This window comes from Albidovulum sediminicola (assembly GCF_025751575.1).
GTDB lineage: Bacteria > Pseudomonadota > Alphaproteobacteria > Rhodobacterales > Rhodobacteraceae > Albidovulum > Albidovulum sediminicola.
The window spans coordinates 24,812-49,929 of the sequence record NZ_JAOWLA010000021.1 but is presented as its reverse complement, the minus strand read 5'-3'; the positions used below and the strand labels follow the sequence as shown (position 1 = coordinate 49,929).

The window sequence follows — 25,118 nt, the reverse complement described above, 5'->3', positions numbered from 1 at the left end:
CCTGCATCCCCGGTCGGAAGTCGCGCGGCAAAGCTGTCCGATACGACAAGCCGCGCCATCGCCGCCGCAACCGCATCGAGATCATGTTCGGTCGCCTGAAAGACTGGCGCAGGGTCGCAACCCGCTATGACAGATGCGCCAAGACCTTCCCATCCGCCATCGCACTCGCGGCCACCGTCATGTTCTGGCTTTGAAGATCAATGAGACTGAACACCTAGGCCAGATCCCCGGGCGATATCCCGAGACGTGCGCAAAGTTGAGCCAGAGCGCTCCGGCGGGCGCCCTGCCAGTCTGCTCCGCGCGCGCCGTAAAGCGTGGCCTGGCTTTGATGGACCAGCGCGTCGGCTAGGATCTTCAGGTGGTTCGCGCGCAGCGTCTCCCCCGTCGAGGTGATGTCGGCCACCGCCTCGGCGGTCAGGTTCTTGACCGTACCTTCCGTCGCGCCTTGGCTGTCCACCAACTGGTAGTCCGCCACCCCGTGGCGGGTCAGGAAATCGCGCACCAGGCGGTGGTATTTCGTCGCGATCCGCAGGCGGAATCCGTGCGCCCGGCGGAACGCCGCAGCCGCGGCGTCCAGATCGTCGAGCGTGTCGACATCGGGCCAGCAGGCGGGCACGGCGATGATGAGGTCGGCATGGCCGAAGCCCATGGGCGCAAGTTCGACCACCTGCGCGGGCCAGTCGGCCAGTTTTTCGCGCACCAGGTCGGACCCTGTGACGCCCAGGTGGATACGGCCCGCCGCCAGTTCGCGCGGGATCTCCCCCGCCGACAAGAGCACGAGTTCAAGCCCGTCCACACCTTCGACGGCGCCCGCGTATTCGCGGTCGGAGCCGGTGCGGCTGAGGGTCACGCCATGCCGTCCGAACCAGTCGAAGGTCTGCTCCATCAGCCGGCCCTTGGAGGGCACGCCAAGCTTCAGCATCACGCGAGCCCTCCGAGATCGGCGACAAGGCCGGGGCGGATGATGCCGCCCACGGCGGGGATGGACCGGCCCTGGCCCAGGACCTCGGTCAGTGCGTCGTAGCGCCCGCCCGAGGCGACAGGGGGAAGCTCGGGGTCCGCAGCGTGGAAGGAGAACACGAACCCGTCGTAGTATTCGAGCGTGGTGCGGCCATGGCTGGCCTCGAAGGCGAGCTTGCCCACATCGATCCCGGCGCGGGCCAGGGCGTCAAGCCGCGCCTCCATCCGGTCCACCGCCGGGGCGATGGCGGGCAAGTCACGGGCCAGATCGCGCAGATGGGCCAATGCAGCCGGGCTCGGCGCTTCGAGATTCAGCAGGTCTTCGAGGCGGCCGACCTCCTCCGCCGAGATCGGCGGGGCCTTCGCATCCTCGACCAGCGCAGCGAGGCGGGTGGAAATCTCGGCCTCGGACCGCAGCCCAAGGTGCGGGCCCGTTTCGGGCCGATCACCGGCGGCCAGCATCGCCAGCAGCGCCGCGCGGCTGGGCGGCACCGGGGCCTGCCCGCCGAAGCGTTCGAGAAGCTCGGTGAAGCGGCGCGGCCGCCAGATATGGCGCAAGAGCGCGGCCTTGCGCGTTTCGAGCGTCTTCAGCCCGCGCACCGCCGCCGTCAGGATCGCGATATCGCCGGTCGCGGCGCGCAGGCCCAGGGGTGCCAGGAGCCGGGCGAAAAGTGCAAAGACCTCCGCATCCGCCGCCACGGGGTTATCGCGCTCGAAGACCTCATAGCCGACCTGGACGTATTCCGCGCGCCGGGCCGTGGGGTGTTCCTGCTTGCGGAAGACCTCGCCCGAGTAGCAGTAGCGCGCGGGCTCCGCGCCCTCGGCCATATGCATCTGCACGACCGGCACGGTGAAGTCGGGGCGCAGCATCATCTCGCCGCGCAGCGGGTCGGCCGTGACATAGGCGCGCGCGCGGATGTCCTCGCCGTAGAGGTCCAGAAGCACCTCGGCAGGCTGAAGGATATCGGCCTCGACCTCGACCGCGCCCGCCGCGCGGAAGGCCGCCACGAGGCGCGCCGCCTCGGCCCGTGCCGCCGCCTTTTCCGCCATCAGCCCTGCCCCAGGATGCGGCGCACCTCGGCCACCAGATCGGCGCGGGCCACTTCGGTCTGGGCGGGCTGGGCTTTCCACTCCTCGTGGCTGGCCTCGGCGGCGATCTTCGCGCCCAGGTAAAGGTCCTTGACCTGCACGACGCCGCGCGCGGCCTCGTCACCGCCCTGGATGATCGCGGCGGGAGAGTTGCGCTTGTCGGCGTATTTCAACTGGTTGCCGAAGTTCTTGGGATTGCCGAGGTAGACCTCCGCCCGGATGCCCGCGCGGCGCAACTCGGTCGCCATCGCCTGATAGTCGGCCATGCGGTCGCGGTCCATGACGGTCACGACGACCGGGCCGCGCCCGTCGCCCTGCACCCGGCCCTTGGCGCGCAGCGCCGCCAGAAGCCGGTCCACGCCGATCGACACGCCCGTCGCCGGGACCGATTGCCCGGTGAAACGCTTCACCAGGTCGTCGTAGCGCCCGCCGCCCGCGACCGATCCGAACTGCCGCTTGCGGCCCTTTTCGTCGAGGATCTCGAAGGTCAGTTCGGCCTCGAACACCGGGCCGGTGTAATAGCCAAGGCCGCGCACGACCGAGGGGTCGATGACGATGCGGTCGGGGCCGTAGCCCTGGGCAGCGAGGAGTTCAGCAATCGTTTCGAGTTCCTGAACGCCCTCCGCGCCAACGCCCGACTCACCAACGATTTCTCTCAAATGGGCCAGAGTGGCCGAATTGCGCGCCAAAGCACTTGCGGCAGATCGCCCGAACAATTCTGTGAAGCCACCGTCATAAGCGTTAGACAGCGTTTCTATGAAATCGCTGCCTAGTTTGGACGAGACCGCCGACTGCGATTTCAAGTTTTGGTTGATCGCATCATTCGCGTTTACAAAGCGCATTATCACAGCGGCCTGTTCGTCCGACAGGCCCGCGCCTTTGGTGAAATCGCCGCTTTCGTCCATCCGACCCTTGCCGATGAGCGCGCGCACGCCCGCCTCGCCGAACTTGTCGAACTTGTCGATGGCGCGCAGAACGATGCCGCGTTCGTGGGCGAATTTCTCGGGGTCGGCGGGGTCGAGGACGCCCGCGACCTCCATCACCCCATTGAGGACCTTGCGATTGTTGACCCGCACCACGTAGTCGCCGCCCAGCCCCAGCGTCTCGAACACGTCCGAGAGCATGGCGCAGATCTCCGCGTCCGCCGCGACGGAGGCGGAGCCCACGGTATCCGCATCGCATTGGTAGAACTGCCGGAACCGCCCCGGCCCCGGCTTTTCGTTGCGCCAGACCGGGCCCATGGCGTAGCGCCGGTAGGGGGTCGGCAGGTCGTTGCGATACTGCGCGGCCACCCGCGCCAGCGGCGCGGTCAGGTCGTAGCGCAGCGCCAGCCAATCCTGATCCTCGTCCTGCCAGGCGAATACGCCCTCGTTCGGGCGGTCGACATCGGGCAGGAACTTGCCCAGCGCCTCGACCGTCTCCACGGCCGAGGTTTCCAGCGCATCGAAGCCATACCGGTGATAGACCTCGGCGATGGTGTCGAGCATCGCCTTGCGCTCGCTCACCTCGGCGCCGAAATAGTCGCGGAACCCCTTGGGGGTCTCGGCGCGCGGTCGTCTCGGTCCCTTGTCCTTGGCCATGATCCGGTCTTTCGCTTGCTGTCGCGCGCGGGTGTAGCGGAAGGGGCCGCGCGGGACAAGCGGCCCGGCGGCGGCCGGGCGCTATCTGAGGCCGATTTCGGACAGCGCCAGCGCAAGCTCTTCGGGCAGGGCGCTGTCGCCCGCCCGGCCCTTGGGCAGGTCGCGCGGCGCGTCCTTGGGGTCGAGGTAGCGCCAGCCCTGGAAGGGACGCCGTGGCGCGGCCTCGGTGCGGATGATCTCCGGGTCCATGACGATGCCGCAGCGGGTGATCCCGTCGCCGCGATCGATCTGCTCAAGCCGGACGATGCGCTGGCGGGCAAGGATCACGCCCTTGATGACCCAGTAGAGCGAACCGCCCGCCAGAATCTCGGCCTCGCGCTTGGGCCACATGCGGGTGACATGGCGCCGCTCGCCGCTGGGATAGGGTGAGGGATTAGCGCGATACCAGTCGGCCAGATCCTCCACGCTTTCGGCGCCGACGCAAAGTTTCAGAATGTGGACGAATCCGGCCATGGCACCCCCAAGAGCTAGCCATTCTAGCCCGCCCGGGTCCAAGATCAAGTTGCCGCCCCGCGTTCGGATTTCATTGACCCGGCCGCGTGACGGGCGTAACTTGGGCACCCTTCCCAAGACCCCGAGGATGCCGATGACCGCTTTCGCCGCCCCTATCGCCGAGCAGATCTGGGACATGAAGTACCGGCTGAAAGAGGCGGACGGCACCCCCGTGGACGCGACGGTCGAAGACACCTGGCGCCGCATCGCCCGCGCGCTGGCGGCGGTCGAGAAGCGCCCGGCGGAATGGGAAGACCGCTTCTACGGCGCCTTGGCCGGTTTCAAGTACCTGCCCGCGGGCCGGATCACGGCGGGCGCCGGCACGGGCCGGGCGGTGACGCTGTTCAACTGCTTCGTCATGGGCACGATCCCCGACAGCATGGCGGGCATCTTCGACGGGCTGAAGGAAGCCGCGCTGACGATGCAGCAGGGCGGCGGCATCGGCTACGATTTCTCCACCATCCGGCCACGCGGCGCGGCGGTCCATGGCGTCGCCGCCGACGCCTCTGGTCCGCTCAGCTTCATGGATGTCTGGGACGCGATGTGCCGCACGATCATGTCGGCGGGCTCGCGCCGCGGCGCGATGATGGCGACGATGCGCTGCGACCACCCCGATATCGAGGCCTTCATCGAGGCCAAGCAGGATTCGGCGCGGCTGCGGATGTTCAACCTTTCCGTCCTCGTCACCGACCCGTTCATGGAGGCGGTGAAGGCCGATGGCCCCTGGGAGCTGACCTTTGACGGCAAGGTCTACCACACGCTCGGGGCGCGTGACCTGTGGAACAAGATCATGCGGGCGACCTATGACTACGCCGAGCCGGGCGTGATCTTCATCGACCGCATCAACCAGATGAACAACCTCTCCTATGTGGAGACGATCGCGGCCACCAACCCCTGCGGCGAACAGCCCCTGCCGCCCTACGGCGCCTGCCTGCTGGGCTCGATCAACATGGCGCGGCTGGTCGAGGACCCGTTTGGCCCCGGCGCGCGAATTGACGAAGGCGCGCTCGACGACTTGGTGCGCGTGGCGGTGCGGATGATGGACAACACCGTCGATGCCTCCCGCTTTGCCCTGCCCCAGCAGCAGGCCGAGGCTGAGGCCAAGCGCCGCATCGGCCTGGGCGTCACCGGCCTGGCCGATGCGCTCTTGATGGTCGGGCTGCGTTACGGATCCGAGAAGGCCGCGCAACAGACCGAGGCCTGGATGCACGCCATTGCGCGGGCGGCTTACATGGCCTCGGTGGAGCTCGCGAAGGAAAAGGGCGCCTTCCCGCTGTTTGACGCCGAGAAATATCTGGCCTCCGGCACGATGCGGCAGATGGACGGCGACGTGCGCAAGGCGATCGCCAAGCACGGCATCCGCAACGCGCTCCTGACCTCGATCGCGCCGACCGGCACGATCAGCCTTTACGCCGGCAACGTATCCTCGGGGATCGAGCCGGTATTTGCCTATGCCTACAAGCGCAAGGTCCTGCAAAAGGACGGCAGCCGGACCGAGGAAGAGGTCGTGGACTACGCGGTCCAGCTCTGGCGCGAACGCTTCGGCGACAAGCCCCTGCCCGACCATTTCGTCAACGCCCAGACGCTGCCGCCGATGGACCATGTCCGCATGCAGGCGGCGGCGCAGAAATGGGTGGACAGCTCGATCTCCAAGACCATCAACTGCCCCGAGGAAATCGGCTTCGACGCCTTCAAGGACGTCTACATGGCCGCCTGGGACCAAGGCTGCAAGGGGTGCACAACCTACCGGCCGAACGCGGTGACGGGCTCGGTCCTGACGGTTTCGGAAAGCTCCGAAAAGGCGCCCGAGGCCGACACCGGGGCCGAAGTTGTCTATCTTTCCGAACCGCTCGACCGGCCGCAGGCGCTGGAAGGGGCGACCTACAAGCTCAAGTGGCCCGACAGCGAGCATGCGATCTACATCACGATCAACGACATCGTGCACGGCGGGCACCGGCGGCCCTTCGAGGTCTTCATCAACTCCAAGAACATGGAGCATTTCGCCTGGACCGTGGCGCTGACGCGGATGATCTCGGCGGTGTTCCGGCGGGGCGGCGACGTGTCCTTCGTGGTCGAGGAGTTGAAGGCCGTCTTCGACCCGCGCGGCGGCGCCTGGATGGAGGGGCGCTACATCCCCTCGATCCTCGCCGCGATCGGCGGGGTGATTGAGCGCCACATGGTCGCCATCGGCTTCCTTCAGGGCGAGGGCATGGGCCTCAAGTCCGATCCCACCGCCCAGGTCATGGCCGTCGGCGAGGCCCCGCGCGGCCCCGCCTGCCCCGCCTGTGGCCAGTTCGGCATGCAAAAACGCGAAGGCTGCATGACCTGCCCGAACTGCGGACACTCCAAGTGTTCGTAAGGAGCCGGAGCAACACCGGATGACACCACATTCGTCCGAGAACCAAAGGGCATCGTTACAGAACGGTGCCTTGAGCCGTGGTTGCCCCCTCCCCCGTTGACACCATGCCATACGGACGATCGCGCCGCGGCCGAAGGCACAGCAGCGGTTCATGACAGCGATGCGGATGTGGACTTTCGGCGCAGAACGTCACACCATGGGTGCGGGCGGGCCTCACCGCCCGGAAACTGGAGGTGGCCGCCAGATTTCGTGCGCCGCGCCCGGCCAACCGGGGAAATCGCCAAGGCGATCCGTCGCCGGGAGGCATTGGCCCCTGCGGCATCACGGCGGCTTGGTGTGATCTTATGGCCAACGCATCGCCGCAATTGCACAGCACGATCACCTGTCCGGATTGCGGTCATCAAGAGACCGAGACGATGCCGCTCGATGCGTGCCAGTGGTTCTACGAGTGCAAGCGCTGCAAGGCGGTTCTAAGGCCAAAACCCGGGGATTGCTGCGTCTACTGCTCTTACGGGTCCATCCCCTGCCCTCCGGTCCAGACTACCGGGCGCTGTTGCGGGTAGCACCAGCGGCCCCGAGATCGACCGAGGGAAATGCCACAAGCCCCCCCGCCGATAGGGCGACACGGCGCATCTACAACACTGGTCTGCCGACCGAGTCCCTCGCCCCCCCTGCGACTATGGCCTTGCCAATCGCTGCTTATCAGGACCTCGATGCATACCAGTTCGCGACGGCCGGGTGGTTCGCCACCCCGTTCACGACTGCTCCGATCCGCTCGAACCCGTCAAGAATCGTCGTCGGAATATCGTCGAAACTGCCGTTGCTCAGTGCCCGTGAGATGACGTGAACCTTGATATCTGCCACGGCGGGCCGCGCCCCGCCGACGAAGGGTCCGTCGCCGATCAGGGCCTCGATACCCCGCGCCCAATGCGGAATGAGCGTTTGCGCGAGGTCTTGCCGCGCGGCCTTCTTGGCCGCCGCGTCGGCTATGCGAGAGGTCGCCGAGATGCGCTGCCGCAAGTCCTCGCAGGCCTCCAGAACGGCATCGTGCCGGGCGGCCTCGCGCGGGTCGTCCGGATGAAGGTCATGCATGCGTCCGATCAGCCGAAGGATGGCGTTGGTCTGCGCAAAGACACCGCTTCCCGGAACCTCGAAAACCGGAAGGGATCCGAAGGGCAGGTTTGGCTTCATTCGGACGAACTCGTCGCGGCTGATGCGCACATCGTCAAAGTCGACGCCGCTGATGACAAGCGCAAGCCGGACTTCCTCGCCGCGGCTCCCGGCGAAATCGAAATATCGAACTGTGGGTTTGGACATCGCGTCGTGCTCCGATCTGCGCCGCAGGTCATGCGTGCTGCATCGTCAATAGATACCACGGACAGCCGCAGGTCGAGGAGGGTTTCCATGGGGTGCCCAAGATCCCCGATCTTGCCGGCAGGAAGCCCGCCGAGGCTTCGGCCCCGCCCCGTGAGTCGGATGCGCCCCATTTGCGTGATCCGGCGCCAGTGTCATCGCGTGATCGGCCCGAGGTCCAACAAGGCGCTGCCCCGAGATCCGAAGATCGCCCAAATAACAGGCAACATCCGGAAAACTGCCCTCCCCGACGTCAACGCGCGCCTGATCGGCCCGCCGCCGCAACTTGGAACTTCCCCGCGGGGCCGCGTTTGCGCTGCATTGCGGCATGAGCGAGCGGCTGAACATTGTCGTGGTGGAGAAGGACCCGGACCGGGCCCGCATGATCGTGGACGGTCTGCTGGAGCTTGGCGACCACAAGATCCACATCATCTCGGAAGAGACAGCCCTTGCGCGCAATGTCGCGGAACGCAAGCCCGACATCGTCCTCATCGACTTGACCAACCCGTCCCGCGACACGCTTGAGGAGCTTGCCATCGCGACAAGCCCGCTGGAGCGACCCGTCGCCATCTTCGTGGACCGCAGCGATCGCCAGCTTACCCGTGCCGCGATCGAGGCCGGCGTGTCCGCCTATGTCGTGGGCGGCCTGCAACCCGAACGGCTCCACCCCATACTCGACGCCGCGATCACGCGGTTTCACATGTTCCACCGGATGCGCACGGAGCTTGCCGCAACCAAGCGCGCGCTGGAGGAGCGCAAGACCATCGACCGGGCGAAGGGCATCCTGATGAAGGCGCGCGGGCTCGACGAGGAAGGCGCCTATGCCCTTCTGCGCAAGGCCGCCATGGATCAGGGGAAGAAGGTCATCCAGGTCGCCGAAGCGCTCGTCACCGCCTCGGAGCTTCTCTCGTGAGCGGCGGGGAGACATTGCGCGCGGTGTTCCTGCCGCTCGTCGATGCCGCGCCGCTGATCATCGCGGCCGAGCTTGGTTTCGCGGCCGAGGAAGGCATCGAGCTGGAACTGCAGAAGGCGCCCTCCTGGTCGGTCGCGCGCGATCTGATCGCCCTGAGGCAGGTGGAACTCGCGCATCTTCTGGCGCCCATACCCGTTGCAAGCCAGCTGCGCCTTGGCGGCAACGCCGTGCCGCTTTGCGCCGTCATGGTCATGAGCGTGAACGGAACGGTGATCGGCCTTTCGAACGCCTTGGCCGGGCGGCTGCGCGCGGTAGGCCATCCGTTCGATTTTGCCGATGCCCGCGCGGCGGGCCAGGCGCTGCTTGCCGTGGCGGAGAGGCCGCTCAGGATCGGCGTGCCATTTCCGTTCTCGATGCACGCGGAGCTGGTCCGCTTCTGGCTTGAGGCCATCGCACCGGGGGCCAGCGGGCGCCATCTTGTCAAGACCGTGCCGCCGCCGCGCATGTCGGAAGCGATCTCGGCGGGTGAAATCGACATGTTCTGCGTCGGAGAGCCTTGGGGATCAATCACCGTGGAAAACGGGACGGGCGAACTTTTGCTGCCCGGCTGCGCGATCTGGTCTTTCGCGCCCGAAAAGGTCCTGTCGGTGCGCGAGGACTGGGCCACCGACCACCCGGATCGGGTCGGTCGCGCCGTGCGGGCCCTGTGGCGCGCCGGGCGGTGGCTGGCCAATCCCTCCAACCACACGGCGGCGAGCGAGATCCTTGCGCGCGCCCGATACCTCGACCTTCCCGCCGATGTCGTCGACCGCGCCCTTTCCGGCCGCCTGACGATCTCCAACCGCGGCGAGGTGCGGTCTGTGCCGGGGTTCGTCGAGTTCCATGAGGGGGCGGCGACGTTTCCCTGGCGCTCGCAGGCGGCCTGGATCGGACAAGGGCTCGCCAGGCGCACCAGCCTCCCGGTCGGTCCCGCGACCGAGGCCGCGAAGGCGGCGTTTCGCTCCGACATCTACCGCCGGGCAATGGCCGGCACGGGCGCCCTGCTTCCCGGCGCGTCGGAAAAGGTCGAAGGCGCGGTCACCCGCGAAACTTCTGTCGCGTCGGAATCGGGGGCGCTGGTCCTATGCCCCGACGGCTTTTTCGACGGCACCGTCTTCGATCCTTCGTTCGCAGACTGATCAGTTTTTGGGCTGCCGCAGCATCGCCCGCCCAAATTTTCGCTGCAACGCAGCGAAAATGCGCCGGAGACCGATGGACGCCTTGCATTGCGAGCATGATGGGGCACAACTGAGATTGCAGCCGGGCAATGGCGTCCGGATGGACTGAATTCTCCCAAGGATTGGGACTTGAGCAAAGCCGCTCGACCCTCTGCCACAGGCAGGGTGAGTCAGCGGCTTTTTTGTCGTTCTTGCCTCCGCTCTGCCGGAGCCCACGGAAGGAAGTAGAGATGAAGGCTTTCCCCGCAGTCCTGATGGCGACGACGCTCTTCGTCGCGCCCGCGCTTGCCGAACCGCTTGAACTGGAGAAGGACGAACTGACCTTCGGCTTCATCAAGCTCACCGATATGGCGCCGCTCGCGGTCGCCTACGAACGGGGTTATTTCCTCGACGAAGGGCTCTTCGTCACGCTTGAAGCACAGGCCAACTGGAAGGTGCTTCTGGACGGCGTGATCGACGGAACGCTTGACGGGGCGCATATGCTTGCCGGTCAACCGCTGGCAGCGACGATCGGCTACGGGACCGAGGCGCACATCGTCACGCCGTTCTCGATGGACCTCAACGGCAACGGCATCACCGTCTCGGACGAGGTGTGGGAGATGATGAAGCCGGCCGTGCCCCAGGGCGCCGACGGCAAGCCGCAGCATCCGATCTCGGCCGCCGCGCTGGCGCCGGTGGTCGAGCAGTTCAGGTCCGAGGGCAAGCCCTTCAACATGGGCATGGTCTTCCCGGTCTCGACCCACAATTACGAGCTGCGCTACTGGCTGGCCGCAGGCGGGCTCAACCCCGGCTATTATTCGCCGGGCGATGTCTCGGGGCAGATCGACGCCGACGTGTTCCTGTCGGTGACGCCGCCGCCGCAGATGCCCGCGACACTCGAGGCCGGGACGATCAACGGCTATTGCGTGGGCGAACCCTGGAACCAGCAGGCCGTGATCAAGGGGATCGGCGTTCCCGTCATCACCGATTACGAGATCTGGAAGAACAACCCCGAGAAGGTCTTCGGCCTGACCGCCGACTTCGTCGAGCAGAACCCCAACACCACGCTCGCCATCACCAAGGCGCTGATCCGGGCGGCCATCTGGCTGGATGAGAACGACAACGCCAACCGCGTGGCGGCCGTCGAGATCCTGTCGAAGCCCGAATATGTCGGCGCCGATGCCGATGTCATCGACAACTCGATGACCGGGACCTTCGAGTATGAGCCCGGCGATGTCCGCGACGTGCCCGACTTCAACGTCTTCTTCCGCTACTACGCAAACTATCCCTACTACTCGGACGCCGTCTGGTACCTGACCCAGATGCGCCGCTGGGGCCAGATCGCCGAGGCCAAGACGGACGGCTGGTACGATGAGATCGCCCGATCGGTCTACAAGCCGGAAATCTATCTCGAAGCCGCGCGGATGCTGGTCGCGGAAGGGCTTGCGGATGAGGCCGACTTCCCCTGGACCAGCGACGGCTACCGGGAACCCACGCCCGCCGGCGACGTGATCGACGGCATCGCCTTCGATGGCCGTGCGCCCAACGCCTATATCGACAGCCTTCCGATCGGCCTGAAGGGCGATCAGACGGTCGTCGGCAACGACATCCAGGGCTGAGCGGAACCGCGCCGGGGCGCCCGCCGCGCCCCGGTCCCGAATTGAACGAGGACCGAGACATGACCATCGCCGATGCCGACTTCGCCAGAAGCGCCGAGAGAGAAGCCCGCCGGGCCCGGCTCTTCACCCGGATCAACAGGGCCGACGCCTGGTTCCGCGTGCTGGGGCTCGGCTGGATCACCCCGATCCTCAAGGCCGCGGCTGGGGACAGCCCGCGCGCGCAAGCCAAGGAAATCTGGAGGCTTCTGGGCGCGCCCATGCTCGCGATCCTGGGGTTCCTCGCGCTTTGGGGGGCACTCGCGCCGCAGGTTCAGACCTCGCTCGGCGCGATCCCCGGCCCGGCGCAAGTCTGGTCGGAGGCGGTGAACCTGCATGGCGACGCCGTCGAAAAGGCCGCGAAAGAGGCGCAGTTCCAGGAACGCCTGGACGAGCGCAACGCCAAGCTGATCGCCGCGGGCCGCACCGGTGAGGTCAAGGAGATGGCCTATACCGGCGCGCCGTCCTACTACGATCAGATCGGCACCTCGATCCGGACCGTCTTCTTCGGCTTTCTCCTGGCCTCTCGCCCACGGCGAACGCGGCGATCAACCCGATCGTGCAGATCTTCAAGCCGGTCTCGCCGCTTGCATGGCTGCCGATCGTGACGATGATCATTTCCGCCGCGATGGCCTCCAACGAAGGCTTCTTCGCCAAGTCGTTCCTCGTCTCGGCGATCACCGTGACGCTTTGTTCGCTCTGGCCGACGCTGATCAACACCGCCCTGGGCGTGGCCTCGATCGACAAGGAACTGGTGAACGTGTCGAAGGTCCTGAAGATGGGGACCTGGGCGAAGATCACCAAGCTTGTTCTGCCCTCGGCGCTACCGCTGATCTTCACCGGGCTCAGGCTTTCGCTCGGCGTCGGCTGGATGGTCCTGATCGCGGCCGAGATGCTGGCGCAGAACCCCGGTCTGGGCAAGTTCGTCTGGGACGAGTTCCAGAACGGCTCCTCCTCCTCGCTCGCGCGGATCATGGTCGCGGTCTTCACCATCGGCATCATCGGCTTCCTGCTCGACCGGGTGATGTACGCGATCCAGCCCCTCTTCACCTTTTCCGCCAACCGGTGAGCGCCATGGATATCCTGAGCTTTCAGAACGTATCGAAGGGGTTCGGCGAGGGCGCCGGGCGGCACGAGGTCCTCAAGGACATCACCCTGAATGTCCGCGAAGGGGAATTCATCGCGATCCTGGGCTTCTCAGGCAGCGGCAAGTCGACGCTGATGAACCTTGTCGCCGGGCTGGAGATGCCGGACGCGGGCCAGGTGACCTTCCGGGGCAAGCCCATCCACGGGCCGGGGCCGGAACGTGGACTGGTGTTCCAGAGCTACAGCCTGATGCCCTGGCTGACCGTGAAAGGCAACGTGATGCTGGCGGTCGACGCGGTCTTCCCCGACCTATCCAGGGCCGAGCGGAGCGCGAAGGCCGATCGCTTCATCGCCATGGTCGGCCTCAGCCACGCCGCAGCCCGGCATCCGGCGGAGTTGTCGGGCGGCATGCGCCAGCGCGTCTCGGTCGCGCGGGCCCTGGCCATGGACCCGGAGGTCCTGCTTCTGGACGAACCGCTGTCGGCGCTCGACGCGCTGACCCGCGCCAATCTTGCCGACGAAATCCTCGACATCTGGGAACAGGACCGCAAGACCTGCATCCTGATCACCAACGACGTGGATGAGGCGATCCTGCTGGCCGACCGCATCGTGCCACTCAATCCCGACGGGACGCTCGGCGCGCCCTTCGCGGTGACGCTGCCCCGCCCCCGCGACCGCGCCGCGATCAACCATGACGACGCCTTCAAGGCGCTTCGGGCGAAGGTGACCGGCTACCTGATGGAGGCCGGGATCGAGGCGAAGGTCGAGGGCAGCCGCCGGCTTCCGAACGTGGTGCCGATCCACGGCTTTCCAGCGGCGGTGCGGGCGGCGCAGGGCAGGCCCATCGACGAGCGTTATTTGGAGTTCAGCGCGCTGCACAAGATCTACCCGACGCCGAAGGGGCCGCTCACGGTGGTCGAGAACTTCAACCTGAAGGTCGAGAAGGGCGAATTCATCAGCCTGATCGGCCATTCGGGCTGCGGCAAGTCCACCGTCCTGACCATGGCGGCGGGCCTCAATCCCGTGTCGAGGGGGGGCATCATCCTCGACGGAACCGAGGTGGTCGGCGCGGACCCGGAGCGGGCCGTGGTCTTTCAGTCCCCGAACCTCTTTCCCTGGCTCACCGCCAAGGAGAACGTCGCGATCGGCGTCGACAAGGTCTATCCCAAGGCCACGCAGGCGGAACGGCAGGAGGTGGTCGAATATTACCTCGAACGCGTGGGCCTTGCCGACGCGATGGACCGGGCGGCGCATTCGATGTCGAACGGCATGCGACAGCGCGTGGGCATCGCGCGCGCCTTCGCGTTGTCGCCCAAGCTCCTGCTCCTGGACGAGCCCTTCGGGATGCTCGACAGCCTCACGCGGTGGGAACTCCAGGAAGTGCTGATGGAGGTCTGGGACCGCACCAAGGTCACAGCGATCTGTGTCACCCATGACGTGGACGAGGCGATCCTGCTCGCCGACCGGGTGGTGATGATGACGAACGGGCCGCAGGCAACGATCGGCCGGATCGCCGAGGTCAAGCTGCCCCGCCCGCGCACGCGCAAGGCGCTGCTCGAACATCCGGACTACTACGCCTACCGGCAGGACGTGCTGGATTTTCTTCAGGAATACGAACACGGCGCGCGCCCGCGGCCCGCACAACCGGCGGCCAGCGCCATCGCAGCGGAGTAGAATCCATGACCCAGAAACTCGTCGTCATCGGCGCCGGCATGGCCTCGGGCCGCGTCCTTGAGCATCTGTTCGAGGCAGGCGCGGACTATGACGTCACGCTTTTCAACGCCGAGCCGCGCGGCAACTACAACCGCATCATGCTTTCGCCCGTGCTCTCTGGCGACAAGACCTACGAAGAGATCGTGACCCATGACCACGCCTGGTACGCGGCGCACGGCGTCGCCTGCCGGTTCAGCGAGCATGTCGTCAAGATCGACCGCGACCGCAAGATCGTCGTCGGCGAGAACGGCGAGGTCGCCTATGACAAGCTCCTCATCGCGACCGGCTCGGCCCCGTTCATCATCCCCGTCGCGGGCAAGGATCTGCCTGGCGTGATCTCCTACCGCGATCTTGACGACGCCAACGCGATGATCGGCGCGGCGGCGATGGGCGGGAGCGCCGTGGTGATCGGCGGCGGCCTTCTGGGCCTTGAGGCCGCGGCGGGGCTGAAGAACCGGGGCATGGACGTGACGGTGATCCACCTCATGGGCCACCTGATGGAGCGGCAGCTTGACCCCTCGGCGGGCTACCTTCTCCAGCGCGAGCTGGAGCAGCGCGGGATCAAGGTGCACTGCAAGGGCGCCACCAAGGCCATCCTCGGCCATGACCGGGCGGAGGCGGTTCTGCTGGAGGATGGCACCGTCTATCCGGCCGACCTGGTGGTGATGGCGGTCGGCATCCGCCCCGAGACGCGCCTGGCCGTCGATGCCCATCTTGAGGTCGCGCGCGGCATCGTCGTCAGCGACCAGATGGTGACGTCGGACCCCGACGTCCTCGCCGTCGGCGAATGCGTGGAACATGACGGCCAGCTCTTCGGCCTCGTCGCCCCGCTTTACGACCAGGCGAAGGTCGTGGCGCGGACCTTGCAGGCGGAACCCGCCGCCTTCCGCCCCGTCCAGACGGCCACGAAGCTCAAGGTCACCGGCTGCGATCTGTTCAGCGCCGGGGACTTCGCGGAGGCCGAGGGACGCGAGGACATCGTTTTCCGCGACCCCGCGCGCGGTCTCTACAAGCGCCTGGTGATCGAGCGCGACCGGCTGATCGGGGCGGTGATGTATGGCGACACCGCCGACGGCAACTGGTTCTTCGGCCTGATCAAGGACGGCACCGAGATCGAGGCGATGCGCGAGACGCTGATCTTCGGGCCCGCCTATCAAGGGGGGGCCGCCATGGACCCTACGGCGGCCGTTGCAGCCTTACCGGCTGACGCAGAGATCTGCGGCTGCAACGGCGTCTGCAAGGGCCGGATCGTGGAGGCGATCACCGGGGGCGCGACGACGCTGGACGCGGTCCGCGCCCAGACCAAGGCGTCGGGTTCCTGCGGCACCTGCACCGGGCTTGTCGAGCAGGTGCTGGCGGTGACGCTCGGCGACGACTTCGTGATGCCGGCCGCGAAGCCGGTTTGCGCCTGCACCGAGCTCACGCATGAGGACGTGCGCCGGATGATCAAGTCACAAGAGTTGAAGTCCATGGCCGCGGTGATGCAGGAGCTTGGATGGAAGACCTCCTGCGGCTGCCATGTCTGCCGCCCGGCGCTGAACTTCTACCTCCTCGCCGACTGGCCGCTCGACTACCAGGACGACCCGCAAAGCCGTTTCGTGAACGAGCGCAAGCACGCCAATATCCAGAAGGACGGCACCTTCAGCGTTGTGCCGCGCATGTGGGGCGGGCTGACCAACCCGCGCGAGTTGCGGGCGATCGCCGATGCCGCCGAGAAATACAACGTCCCGACGGTCAAGGTGACCGGCGGCCAGCGGATCGATCTTCTCGGCGTGAGGGGAGAGGACCTGCCGGCGATCTGGGCCGATCTGAACCGCGCGGGCCTCGTCTCGGGCCACGCCTATTCCAAGGGCCTGCGCACGGTAAAGACCTGCGTCGGCACCGATCACTGCCGCTTCGGCACGCAGGATTCGACCGGCTTGGGGGTGAAGCTCGAAAAGGCGCTTTGGGGCTCCTGGACGCCGCACAAGGTGAAGCTCGCCGTCTCCGGATGCCCGCGCAACTGCGCCGAGGCGACCTGCAAGGATGTGGGGATCGTCTGCGTGGACAGCGGCTATCAGATCGGCGTGGGCGGCGCGGCCGGCATGGACGTGAAGGAGACCGAGCGGCTTGCCGACGTGAAGACCGAGGAGGAGGCCATCGCGCTGACCATCGCCTTCGTCCAGCTTTACCGCGAGAACGCGAAATACCTCGACCGGCCCTACAAGTTCATCGCCAAGGTCGGGCTCGACTGGGTCAAGGCCCGGGTGGTCGATGACGTTGCGAACCGCGCGGCGCTGATCGAGCGCTTCCAACTCAGCCAATCCGTTTACCAGAAAGACCCCTGGGCGGAGCACGTCGAAACCGAGCGCGCGCGCTACGTCCCCCTTGCCAATCTCATGCTGGAGGCCGCCGAATGACCACCTGGATCGACATCGGGTCGCTTGAGGATATCCCCCAGCGGGGCGCGCGCGTGGTCAAGACCGCGATGGGTTGCGTGGCGGTCTTCCGCACCGCCCGCGACGAGGTCTTCGCGCTTTCCGACCGTTGTCCGCACAAGGGCGGGCCGCTCTCCGAAGGCATCGTGCACGGCAAGAGCGTCACCTGCCCGCTCCACAACTGGGTCTTCAGCCTTGAAACGGGGCAAGCGCAGGGCGCCGACGAGGGGCTGGTGCCGACCTACCCGGCGCGGGTCGAGGGGAGCCGGATCCTTCTTGACGCCACGCAGCTTGCGCGACGGAGCGCAGCATGAGGGCCGGAACCGAGGTTCGGACGACTTGCGCCTATTGCGGCGTCGGCTGCGGTGTCATCGCGACACCCGACGGCAAGGGCGGGGCGGCAATCAAGGGCGACACCGACCACCCGGCCAATCGCGGTCGGCTTTGTTCGAAAGGCCTGGCGCTGGGGGAAACACTCGGGCTTGAGGGCAGGCTCCTCTCGCCCAGGATCAACGGCCGCGACGCGGGCTGGGACGAGGCGCTCGACCTCGTCGCGGCCCGGTTCAGGAAGACCATCGCGGAACATGGCCCGGACGCGGTCGCCTTCTACGTCTCGGGCCAGTTGCTGAGCGAGGACTATTACGTCGCCAACAAGCTGATGAAGGGCTTCATCGGCTCGGCCAACATCGACAGCAATTCGCGGCTTTGCATGGCGTCCACCGTCGCGGGCCATCGCCGCGCCTTTGGAACCGACACGGTGCCAGGCGTCTATGAGGACCTGGAGGAGGCCGATCTTGTCGTTCTGGTCGGATCGAACCTCGCATGGTGCCACCCGGTGCTTTACCAGCGGATCGCGGCGGCGAAGCAGGCCCGCCCCGCGATGCGCGTCGTGAACATCGACCCGCGCCGGACGGCGACCTGTGACCTCGCCGATCTGCATCTGGCGATCGACCCGGGCGCGGATGTCGCGCTCTTCAACCGGCTTCTGGCGAGGATCGCCGATGCCGGGGCGCTCAGCGCCGAGTTCTCGGCGCATGTCGAGGGCCTGGAAGAGAGCCTTGCCGCCGCGCGCGCGGATCAGGGCCGGACAGGCCTGGGCGAGGCCGAGATCGCGACCTTCCTGGATCTGTGGATCCGCACCGAAAAGGTGGTGACGGTCTACAGCCAGGGGGTGAACCAATCCACCTCCGGCACCGACAAGGTCAACGCGATCCTGAATTGCCACCTGTCCACCGGCCGGATCGGCCGGCCCGGCATGGGGCCCTTCAGCATCACCGGTCAGCCAAACGCGATGGGCGGGCGCGAGGTCGGCGGGTTGGCCAATATGCTCGCCTGCCACCTGGATATCGAGGATCCGGCGCATCGCAGCCTGGTACGCAGCTTCTGGGACGCGCCCACGATGCCCGAGAAGCCCGGGCTGAAGGCGGTGGAGATGTTTCGCGCGGTTGCCGAAGGGCGGATCAAGGCGCTCTGGATCATGGGCAGCAACCCCGCCGCGACCCTGCCCGACGCCGATGCCGTTCGCGGCGCCATCGCGGCCTGCGACTTCGTGGTGGTCAGCGATCTTTTCGCCACGACGGACACCGCGCGCCTGGCCGATGTCCTGCTGCCCGCGGCGGGATGGGGCGAGAAGGACGGCACGGTCACCAATTCGGACCGCACGATCAGCCGACAACGCGGCTTCCTGCCCTTGCCCGGTTCCGCGCGGCCCGACTGGGCGATCCTGGCGGAAGTTGGCCGTCGCATGGGGTGGAAGGCGGCGTTCGACTACGCCTCGCCCGCGGAGATCTTCCTGGAATACGCCGCGTTGTCGGGCCATGCGGCCGCGCAGGGGCGCGACTTCGACATCTCGGCGCTTTGCGGGCTCGACCGGTCCGGCTACGACGCGCTGGCACCCGTCCGCTGGCCGGTCACGGCCACCCGGCGCGGCGGGCGGTTCTTCGCGGACGGGGCGTTCTTCACGCCAGCGGGAAAGGCGCGGATGCTGCCCGTCACCTCGCGCGCGGCGTCGGGGCACGTTGATGTGGAGGCGCCATTCGTCCTGAACACCGGTCGCATCCGCGACCAATGGCACACCATGACGCGCTCGGGCCGCGCCCCGCGCCTCAACCGGCACCTCGCCGAGCCGTTCTTGGAGATTCACCCCGACGATGCGGACCGGCTTGGCATCCGCGCCGCGCATCTGGTCGAGGTCGAAAGCAGGCACGGCAGGGCGATCCTGCGCGCGATGGTGACCGACCGTGTCAGCCCCGGCCAGGTCTTCGCGCCGATGCACTGGACGGCCGAACACGCGCCCACGGGCCGCATCGACGCGCTTGTCGCGCCCTTCACCGATCCGATTTCCGGCCAGCCCGAAAGCAAGGCCTGCCCCGTCGCCCTCCGGCCCTACGCCGCCACCTGGTTCGGCTTCGCGGTCACGACGACCGGGGCGTTGCCCGCCACGGACTACGTCGCGCGCGCACGGATCGCGGGGGGGTGGCGCATGGAACTGGCCGGGGCCGAGCCGCCCCGGGATTGGGAAGCCTTCGCGCGCGAAGCCTTCGGCCTGCCGGATGCGGAGGCGGTCATCGTCGCGGACGCCGCCCGCGGCACGGCGCGCGTGGCGCTGGTCCGGGACGGGCGGGTGCAGGCCGCGCTCTTCGCTGGGCCCGGGCCCGTGGCCGTCTCGCGCGAACATGTGGCCAGCCAGCTTGAGGGCGCCAGGCCGGAGATTCTGTCAGGCCGGCCGAACGCGAACCGGCCCGATCCGGGTGCGACGCTTTGTTCCTGCTTCGGGATCGGCGTGAACACGATTGCCCAGGCGATCGCGTCGCAGGGCCTGCTGTCGGTGGAGGCCATCGGTTCGGCCCTAGGCGCCGGGACCAACTGCGGCTCCTGCCGACCAGAGCTCGCGACACTTCTCATGCGCTGCACGCCGAGGATCGCGGCAGAATAGCCGGTGCGCTCCCCCCTTCCCGGGAAAGATCTCCGGACTCGGACGGGCTTGATGTAGGATTGCAGAGGACGACCGGGCGTGACCGATGGATGGGGGTCAGACATGCAACCGGATGCAGAGCTTCTCGCAAGGATGGACGAGAACCTTGTGGCCTACTGGGGCGCATACGCCTTGGCCGATGGATCGCGGTACGAACGCTTTCCCGGCGCGGTCTGCCTCTACACACCCATTCCACATTGCCTGTTCAACTCGGTCAACCTGACGACGGATGCACCGGGCACCGTCGATCGTGCCTTGGAAAGCGCCGGAAAGAGTATCGAGGAACGCGGGACGCCCGTCCTCTGGCGGCTAAGCGCGGTTGCCGCATCCGATGCTGTCAGGGACCGCCTGACCGCCGCCGGCCTTGAGCGGGAAGGACGCGACCCGGCACTGCTCATGGACCTCTCGGCATTGCCCGACGCGCCGAAGGTCGAGGGGCTGACGGTTCGGGAGGCCGAGGGCCGGACCGGGCTTCATGGCTGGGCCTGGCTGACCTGCAACGCCTTCGAGCTCGCAGACGATGTCCGGGAGGCGATGAGCCGCTGCGAAGCAGCGATCCCCGAGGACCGGTTCGAAAGCCAGCCGCGCTATGTGGGATATCTCGACGGGGAGCCGGTGGCGGTCAGTTCGCTCGTGATGGCCGCCGGTCTCGCGGGCATCTACGCGGTTGCCACCTTGCCCGAGGCAAGACGACGCGGGATCGGCACGGTCATGACGCATCACGCAATGGCCGAAGGGAGACGGCGGGGCGCAAGGCATGCCGTCTTGCAAGCGACCGACATGGGGCGTCCGGTCTACGAGCGCCTCGGATTCTCGAAGGTCCATGCGTACGAGCTTTTCCTTCAGAACGAGGCGGTTTGAGCGAGCGCGCCAGTTCCACCTTTCCCGGGGACAAGGATGGCGGCGTGCAGCGCGCCCTCTCGGTCGGCTCTCGCGTTTGGACGGATCAGAACTCCTCAGACGCCGGAAGCCCGTCCGCAAGCTTGATCCAGGGCTGCTGATGCGAAACGAAGACATGCGCCTTCGGTTCGACGATCGAGGGATCATCCAGCGTGGCGGCGGCGAACCAGGCGTCGGCGCTCCAGTCCTGTCCGGCGACCTCGGTTTCGGCGGAATAGGTCAGGGTCGTGCCGCAATCCCCGCAGAATCCCCGCGCGATGCCCGGCGTTTTCCGGATTGTCTTGATCACGCCCTTGGTGACGTCAAAGTCCTTCGCCGCGACCTTGGCCCAGGTGACGAAAGCGCCGCCAAGCGCCTGCTGGCAAGATCGGCAGTGGCAATGCCCGGACCAGAGCGGCAGGCCGGTGATCTGGAAGCGGACCGCGCCGCAATAGCATCCGCCGTTATGTTTTTCCATTTTTTGCGCCACCTCGTTTGCTGGTGAAAGTGATCCCAATTTGCGGCTGGAACCGGCCATAGATGCAAGTTGCTGCGCCATCACTATTGCCAGAACGCCCTTCCCATGCGACTCATTTATCCTGAGGATACATTAGAAATTCTATCATATGGACTGGACAAGCCTGCCGCCCTTGAACAGCCTGAGAGCGTTTACTGCCGTCGCCGAGACGCGCAGCTACACGCTGGCCGCGGGGCGTCTGAACGTGACCCAGGCCGCCGTCAGCCAGCAGGTCAGGGCGCTGGAGAAGCGGCTTGGCGTTGCGCTGGTTTCTCGGTTGGGGCGGGGCATCGAACTGACGGATGCGGGCGCCCGCCTGGCGCGGGATCTTGCCACCGGCTTCGACATCATGCGCGCGGGCGTCGAGCGGCTGGCCGAAGCGGCCGCGCATCGTCCGGTGCAGATCACCACCTCCCCCGCCTTCGCGGTGGAATGGCTGCTGCCGAGGCTTTCCGAGTTTCAAGAGGCGCATCCCGAGGTCACATTGATGATCAACCCGACCTCGGAGGTGATGGAACTGCGCCCCGGCGGCATCGACGTGGCGATCCGCTATTGTGACAGCCGCAGGTCGGGGCCGGAGATCGACGCGGTCCTGATCACGGACATGATCGTGATCGGCGCGCCGTCGGTCGTCGGAGGCCGGGACCTGCCCGATCCGGCGCGCCTGGTGGACCTGCCGTGGTTGCAGGAACTGGGAACGAACGAGGTCGCGGACTGGCTCGCCCGTCACGGCGTGGTCCCCGAACAGCCCCCGACCGTCAACCACATGCCCGGCAATCTCATCATGTCGGCGGTCCGGCGCGGCGATGGCATCACCTATACGGCGCGGGCCTTTTTCCTGGACGATCTGGCACAAGGGCAGGTGGTCGAACTGGCCTCGGAGCCGTTGTTCGGCGTCTACCACCTGGACCTGCAAGCGAGGGACCAGCGGCCCGATGTCAGAGCCTTTGTGAGATGGCTGCGCTCAAAGGCGCAAACCGTATCGGCGGCTCGTCCGGCCGGTCAGAAAGGCCAAGCGCCGGGGTGCGGTTCGGGCGGCCCCGACCCGAGGTCAGTGTCCCGAAGTTTCTCGATCGCGCGCGATGTGGTAGCATCATCAGCGCCCGGGAAACCGGCGCGTGGCCGCGCCGAAGTGGTTTTCGGGCCCTTCACTGCCGTTTCTGACGCGGGTTCCTGACCGCCGGGCGCGATCTGTTGGCCCCGGAAGGGGCGCACCATCAAGGGAGAGTGGTATGAGACATTGGACAGTCGGAGCTGCCGCAATCATGGGATCAATCCTGGCCGGGGTCGCGGCGCAGGCCGATAGCCACCCGGAACTGGCTGCCGCGGGGGAGGCATTTCTGGCGGGGTTCAACTCTGGCGACGGGGCGGCTGCGGCTTCGCACTATTCGGAAAACGCCATCCTTCTGCCGCCGAACGCGCCGCGCATCGACGGCCGCGAGGGTATTGCCGGGTATTGGGGCGGCGCGTTCGAAGCTGGCGTATCGAATCTGACCGTCGTGTCCACCGACCTTGACGTGCTGGGCGATACCGCGATCGACGTCGGCAACTGGCGGGTTTCGGTGCCGGACGGAAACGGGGGAACCATGATGCCCACGGGCAAGTACCTCATCATCTGGAAGCGCAATGCGGACGGCGTGTGGGAGCTGCATCGGGACATCTGGAACGACGACCCACCGGGCTGAGCGCCCTCGCCCCCGGCCTAACCGGGCCGCGTTACCAGAAATCCCTGTGACCTTCCGCGATCTCGTCTTCCAGTTCCGGGAAAGGGCCACGTACCGCCACCGGGCGCCGCCCGGCGGCGAAGACCTGGTGGCAGCTCAGATCGAGGGTCAGGTTTTCCGGGTTGTCGCCGGTCAGTTCGGCCAGCCGCTTTTCGCTGAGCCCATAGACGACGGTGCCGATGCCGGCCCAGTAGCAGGCCCCGGCGCACATGCAGCAGGGCTCGACCGAGGTCACGAGCGTGCAGCGCTCCAGAAAGGCCGGGTCATACTGCTGCGCCGCCGCGCGGGCCACGTTTGCCTCCGCATGTCCGACGCCGCGGTCGCGCGCATAGGTGTTGCCCGAGGACAGAAGAACCTCGCCCCCCGGCCCGACGAGGAGCGCGCCGAAGGGATGATTGCCAGCGGCGCGGCTTTCGGCAGCCACCGCGATGGCGCGGCGCAGGTATTCGGTATCGCTCCTCATCGCCGCCTCCGCTGGATGGGCCTATGTCGTCGCACACTCCTAAGCCCGGCGCCGAGTGTCCCCTAGCGCGGCCAATGTGTCTATCCCCTGTTTCGGCGCGCGTGCCCGATCACGCCCCGGCCGGCCGCTTCATCGCGTCGGCATCCAGCAGGATCGGGAAGTCGGCGCGGACCTGCGCGTCGGCGGCGCCGAAATAGTTGGGGAAATGCGCGCCAAGGATTGCCTGCGACTTTTCCCGCGCGCGTGCCATCAGGTCGGTCTTGCCCTCGCGCTCCCAGGTATCGGTGCGTTCGCGGTCCATGAGGTCAGGATAGACGAACTCTGTATTCATATGGTCCAAGGTATGCGCGTTGCCGAGGAAGTGGCCGGGCCCTGTCGCGCTTTCGTGGATCACGTCCACCGCCAGCGTCTCGTCGGAGACCTCGATCCCGCGCAGCGTCCGCGCCACCATCCCGCAGGCCTCGTCGTCGATCACCATGCTTTCGAAACTGCACCCCATCAGGCTGCCGAGCATGCCGCCGACCTCGCACAAACGGTTGCCCCCGGCATGCGCCGCCAGCGCGATCGTCAACGCCTTTTCCAACCCGTACTGCGCGTCCGGCAGCTTGGCGTCGGTCATCCCGCAGCCCACCGACGTGGGCAGGTTGTAGAACTTCCCCATCTGGATCGACGCCGCCCCGATCAGCGCCTGTTCGCCCGAGCCGCCGGTAAAGGACCCGGTGCGCAGGTCGGTGATGAAGGGCCAGGCGGCAAAGGTCACCGGCACGCCGGGCGTGATCAGGTTCGAAATCGCGACGCAGGCAAGCGTCTCGGCCACCGCCTGTGCCAGCGTCCCGGCCAGTGTTGCCGGCGCCGTGGCACCAGCCTGGGGCGGCACGGCCAGATCGATCACCAGCCCCAGCTTGGCGGTGTCGATCATCAGTTCGAGGTTCTCACGCCCGAACCTCAGCGGCGAGACCACCGGGCAGCCGCCGAACACCACCGAGGGCGCCTTCATGAAGCTGCCCTCGCCCCCCGAGGCAAGGTCGAACATGCGGATTGCATGGGGGATGTGGCTGCGGTGACGAAAGGTCAGGCAGGCGGGCTTCTGGCTGCCCGCAAGAAGCGCGTAGACCATGTTCATGTCGTGCCGGTAGTCGTCGGTCACGTCCGTCGCCAGCACGGTGTCGCCCAGCATGTGGATGTTGTCCAGCCGGTCGACCAGCCGGGTGAAGTCGTAAATGTCGCGCAGCGTCGAGGGGCGATAGCTTTGGCTTTCGGCCTCATAAGTCGTGACCGCAGTACCGGAATTGACGAAGTAGACGTTCTGCGCGGTGCAGTGCATGTCATCCCGGCCCGCCCGGTCGCCACGGGCGTGGACGTAATATTCGCTGGCCGTGCCCGAGAGCAGATCCTCCATCAGCGCGCGGGGAAAGCACAGCCTCCCGAATTCGTTCAGCTCCGCCCCCTTCGGCAGAACCAGATCGCAAAGCTCCTGCGTGTGATCGGACAGCCCGGTGCGGGCAAGAATGGTCAACGCCGCATCGTGGATGCGTGCCATGTCCGCGTCGGTCAACGGCTTGTAGCGCCCGCCGGCAAGGCCCGCGCGGATCGCCTCGTTTCCGGTCGACGACGCGCGGGCCGCCAGACGTGCGGCGCGCCCGCCACGGTTTGATCTCCGATCCATGTTCTCGCTCATCCGCATCACC

At 66.9% G+C, this 25,118-nt stretch carries 21 protein-coding genes and 1 pseudogene; 14 read left to right on the top strand and 8 right to left on the bottom strand.

What is annotated here, in order from left to right; all coding sequences use genetic code 11:
- Nucleotides 1-194, top strand: a 194-nt coding sequence (locus OE647_RS17970; protein ID WP_263723143.1) for a transposase, incomplete at its 5' end; no start/stop codon positions are given.
- A gap of 20 nt (nucleotides 195-214) precedes the next feature.
- On the opposite strand, the gene hisG is transcribed toward OE647_RS17970, so the two are convergent.
- From hisG to OE647_RS17950, 4 genes are all read right to left on the bottom strand, one after another.
- Nucleotides 215-925, bottom strand: coding sequence for an ATP phosphoribosyltransferase (gene hisG / locus OE647_RS17965; protein WP_263723142.1), 711 nt, complete (start codon nucleotides 923-925; stop codon nucleotides 215-217).
- Entirely contained in the window at nucleotides 922-2,010 is a 1,089-nt protein-coding gene (locus tag OE647_RS17960) for an ATP phosphoribosyltransferase regulatory subunit (protein ID WP_263723141.1), read from the bottom strand. Before OE647_RS17960 ends, hisG begins: the two co-directional genes overlap by 4 nt.
- Nucleotides 2,010-3,629, bottom strand: coding sequence for a histidine--tRNA ligase (gene hisS / locus OE647_RS17955; RefSeq protein ID WP_263723140.1), 1,620 nt, complete (start codon nucleotides 3,627-3,629; stop codon nucleotides 2,010-2,012). The genes OE647_RS17960 and hisS overlap by 1 nt, the downstream gene beginning before the upstream one ends.
- Before the next feature lie 81 nt (nucleotides 3,630-3,710).
- Entirely contained in the window at nucleotides 3,711-4,142 is a 432-nt protein-coding gene (locus OE647_RS17950) for a DUF1489 family protein (RefSeq protein ID WP_263723139.1), read from the bottom strand.
- 133 nt (nucleotides 4,143-4,275) lie between these two features.
- On the opposite strand from OE647_RS17950, the gene OE647_RS17945 reads away from it, so the two are divergent.
- Both OE647_RS17945 and OE647_RS17940 read left to right on the top strand, forming a co-directional pair.
- Nucleotides 4,276-6,540, top strand: coding sequence for an adenosylcobalamin-dependent ribonucleoside-diphosphate reductase (locus OE647_RS17945; protein ID WP_263723138.1), 2,265 nt, complete (start codon nucleotides 4,276-4,278; stop codon nucleotides 6,538-6,540).
- Between the two features lie 344 nt (nucleotides 6,541-6,884).
- Nucleotides 6,885-7,103 carry a GDCCVxC domain-containing (seleno)protein gene (locus OE647_RS17940; RefSeq protein ID WP_263723145.1) on the top strand — a complete coding sequence of 73 codons (219 nt, stop codon included), beginning with the start codon at nucleotides 6,885-6,887 and terminating at the stop codon, nucleotides 7,101-7,103.
- Between the two features lie 139 nt (nucleotides 7,104-7,242).
- Here the strand turns inward: OE647_RS17940 and OE647_RS17935 are convergent, their stop codons facing one another.
- Nucleotides 7,243-7,857, bottom strand: a complete 615-nt coding sequence (locus tag OE647_RS17935; RefSeq protein ID WP_263723137.1) for a glutathione S-transferase family protein — start codon at nucleotides 7,855-7,857, stop codon at nucleotides 7,243-7,245.
- Nucleotides 7,858-8,221: 364 nt separating this feature from the next.
- On the opposite strand from OE647_RS17935, the gene OE647_RS17930 reads away from it, so the two are divergent.
- The 9 genes and pseudogenes from OE647_RS17930 to OE647_RS17890 all read left to right on the top strand — a co-directional run bounded on the left by OE647_RS17930 (nucleotide 8,222) and on the right by OE647_RS17890 (nucleotide 20,708).
- On the top strand, nucleotides 8,222-8,806 hold the full coding sequence (locus OE647_RS17930) for an ANTAR domain-containing response regulator (RefSeq protein WP_263723136.1): 585 nt from the start codon (nucleotides 8,222-8,224) through the stop codon (nucleotides 8,804-8,806).
- Complete coding sequence (locus OE647_RS17925; protein ID WP_263723135.1) at nucleotides 8,803-9,984, top strand: CmpA/NrtA family ABC transporter substrate-binding protein; 1,182 nt, start codon at nucleotides 8,803-8,805, stop codon at nucleotides 9,982-9,984. The genes OE647_RS17930 and OE647_RS17925 overlap by 4 nt, the downstream gene beginning before the upstream one ends.
- 269 nt (nucleotides 9,985-10,253) lie before the next feature.
- Nucleotides 10,254-11,621, top strand: a complete 1,368-nt coding sequence (locus OE647_RS17920; protein WP_263723134.1) for a CmpA/NrtA family ABC transporter substrate-binding protein — start codon at nucleotides 10,254-10,256, stop codon at nucleotides 11,619-11,621.
- Between the two features lie 59 nt (nucleotides 11,622-11,680).
- A pseudogene (locus tag OE647_RS17915) lies at nucleotides 11,681-12,726 on the top strand (ABC transporter permease).
- Nucleotides 12,727-12,731: 5 nt separating this feature from the next.
- The gene (locus OE647_RS17910) at nucleotides 12,732-14,417 is read left to right on the top strand and encodes an ABC transporter ATP-binding protein (RefSeq protein WP_263723133.1); all 1,686 of its coding nucleotides are present in this window, start codon (nucleotides 12,732-12,734) and stop codon (nucleotides 14,415-14,417) included.
- 5 nt (nucleotides 14,418-14,422) lie between these two features.
- Nucleotides 14,423-16,855 (top strand): nitrite reductase large subunit NirB, encoded by a 2,433-nt coding sequence (nirB, locus tag OE647_RS17905; protein WP_263723132.1) that lies wholly within the window; start codon nucleotides 14,423-14,425, stop codon nucleotides 16,853-16,855.
- Nucleotides 16,852-17,187 carry a nitrite reductase small subunit NirD gene (nirD, locus tag OE647_RS17900; RefSeq protein ID WP_263723131.1) on the top strand — a complete coding sequence of 112 codons (336 nt, stop codon included), beginning with the start codon at nucleotides 16,852-16,854 and terminating at the stop codon, nucleotides 17,185-17,187. The genes nirB and nirD overlap by 4 nt, the downstream gene beginning before the upstream one ends.
- Nucleotides 17,184-19,808 (top strand): nitrate reductase, encoded by a 2,625-nt coding sequence (locus tag OE647_RS17895; RefSeq protein ID WP_263723130.1) that lies wholly within the window; start codon nucleotides 17,184-17,186, stop codon nucleotides 19,806-19,808. Before nirD ends, OE647_RS17895 begins: the two co-directional genes overlap by 4 nt.
- A gap of 102 nt (nucleotides 19,809-19,910) precedes the next feature.
- Nucleotides 19,911-20,708 (top strand): GNAT family N-acetyltransferase, encoded by a 798-nt coding sequence (locus OE647_RS17890; protein WP_263723129.1) that lies wholly within the window; start codon nucleotides 19,911-19,913, stop codon nucleotides 20,706-20,708.
- Nucleotides 20,709-20,793: 85 nt separating this feature from the next.
- Here the strand turns inward: OE647_RS17890 and OE647_RS17885 are convergent, their stop codons facing one another.
- Nucleotides 20,794-21,204 carry a GFA family protein gene (locus tag OE647_RS17885; RefSeq protein ID WP_263723128.1) on the bottom strand — a complete coding sequence of 137 codons (411 nt, stop codon included), beginning with the start codon at nucleotides 21,202-21,204 and terminating at the stop codon, nucleotides 20,794-20,796.
- A gap of 148 nt (nucleotides 21,205-21,352) precedes the next feature.
- Here OE647_RS17885 and OE647_RS17880 point away from each other — a divergent pair, with 148 nt between their 5' ends.
- On the top strand, nucleotides 21,353-22,420 hold the full coding sequence (locus OE647_RS17880) for a LysR family transcriptional regulator (RefSeq protein ID WP_263723127.1): 1,068 nt from the start codon (nucleotides 21,353-21,355) through the stop codon (nucleotides 22,418-22,420).
- Between the two features lie 55 nt (nucleotides 22,421-22,475).
- On the top strand, nucleotides 22,476-22,928 hold the full coding sequence (locus OE647_RS17875; protein ID WP_263723126.1) for a YybH family protein: 453 nt from the start codon (nucleotides 22,476-22,478) through the stop codon (nucleotides 22,926-22,928).
- A 31-nt stretch (nucleotides 22,929-22,959) separates the two neighbouring features.
- Here the strand turns inward: OE647_RS17875 and OE647_RS17870 are convergent, their stop codons facing one another.
- Nucleotides 22,960-23,430: a nucleoside deaminase gene (locus OE647_RS17870; protein ID WP_263723125.1), complete on the bottom strand. Its 471-nt coding sequence runs from the start codon at nucleotides 23,428-23,430 to the stop codon at nucleotides 22,960-22,962.
- A 109-nt stretch (nucleotides 23,431-23,539) separates the two neighbouring features.
- Nucleotides 23,540-25,108, bottom strand: a complete 1,569-nt coding sequence (locus OE647_RS17865; RefSeq protein WP_263723124.1) for a trimethylamine methyltransferase family protein — start codon at nucleotides 25,106-25,108, stop codon at nucleotides 23,540-23,542.
- Between the last annotated feature and the right edge of the window lie 10 nt (nucleotides 25,109-25,118).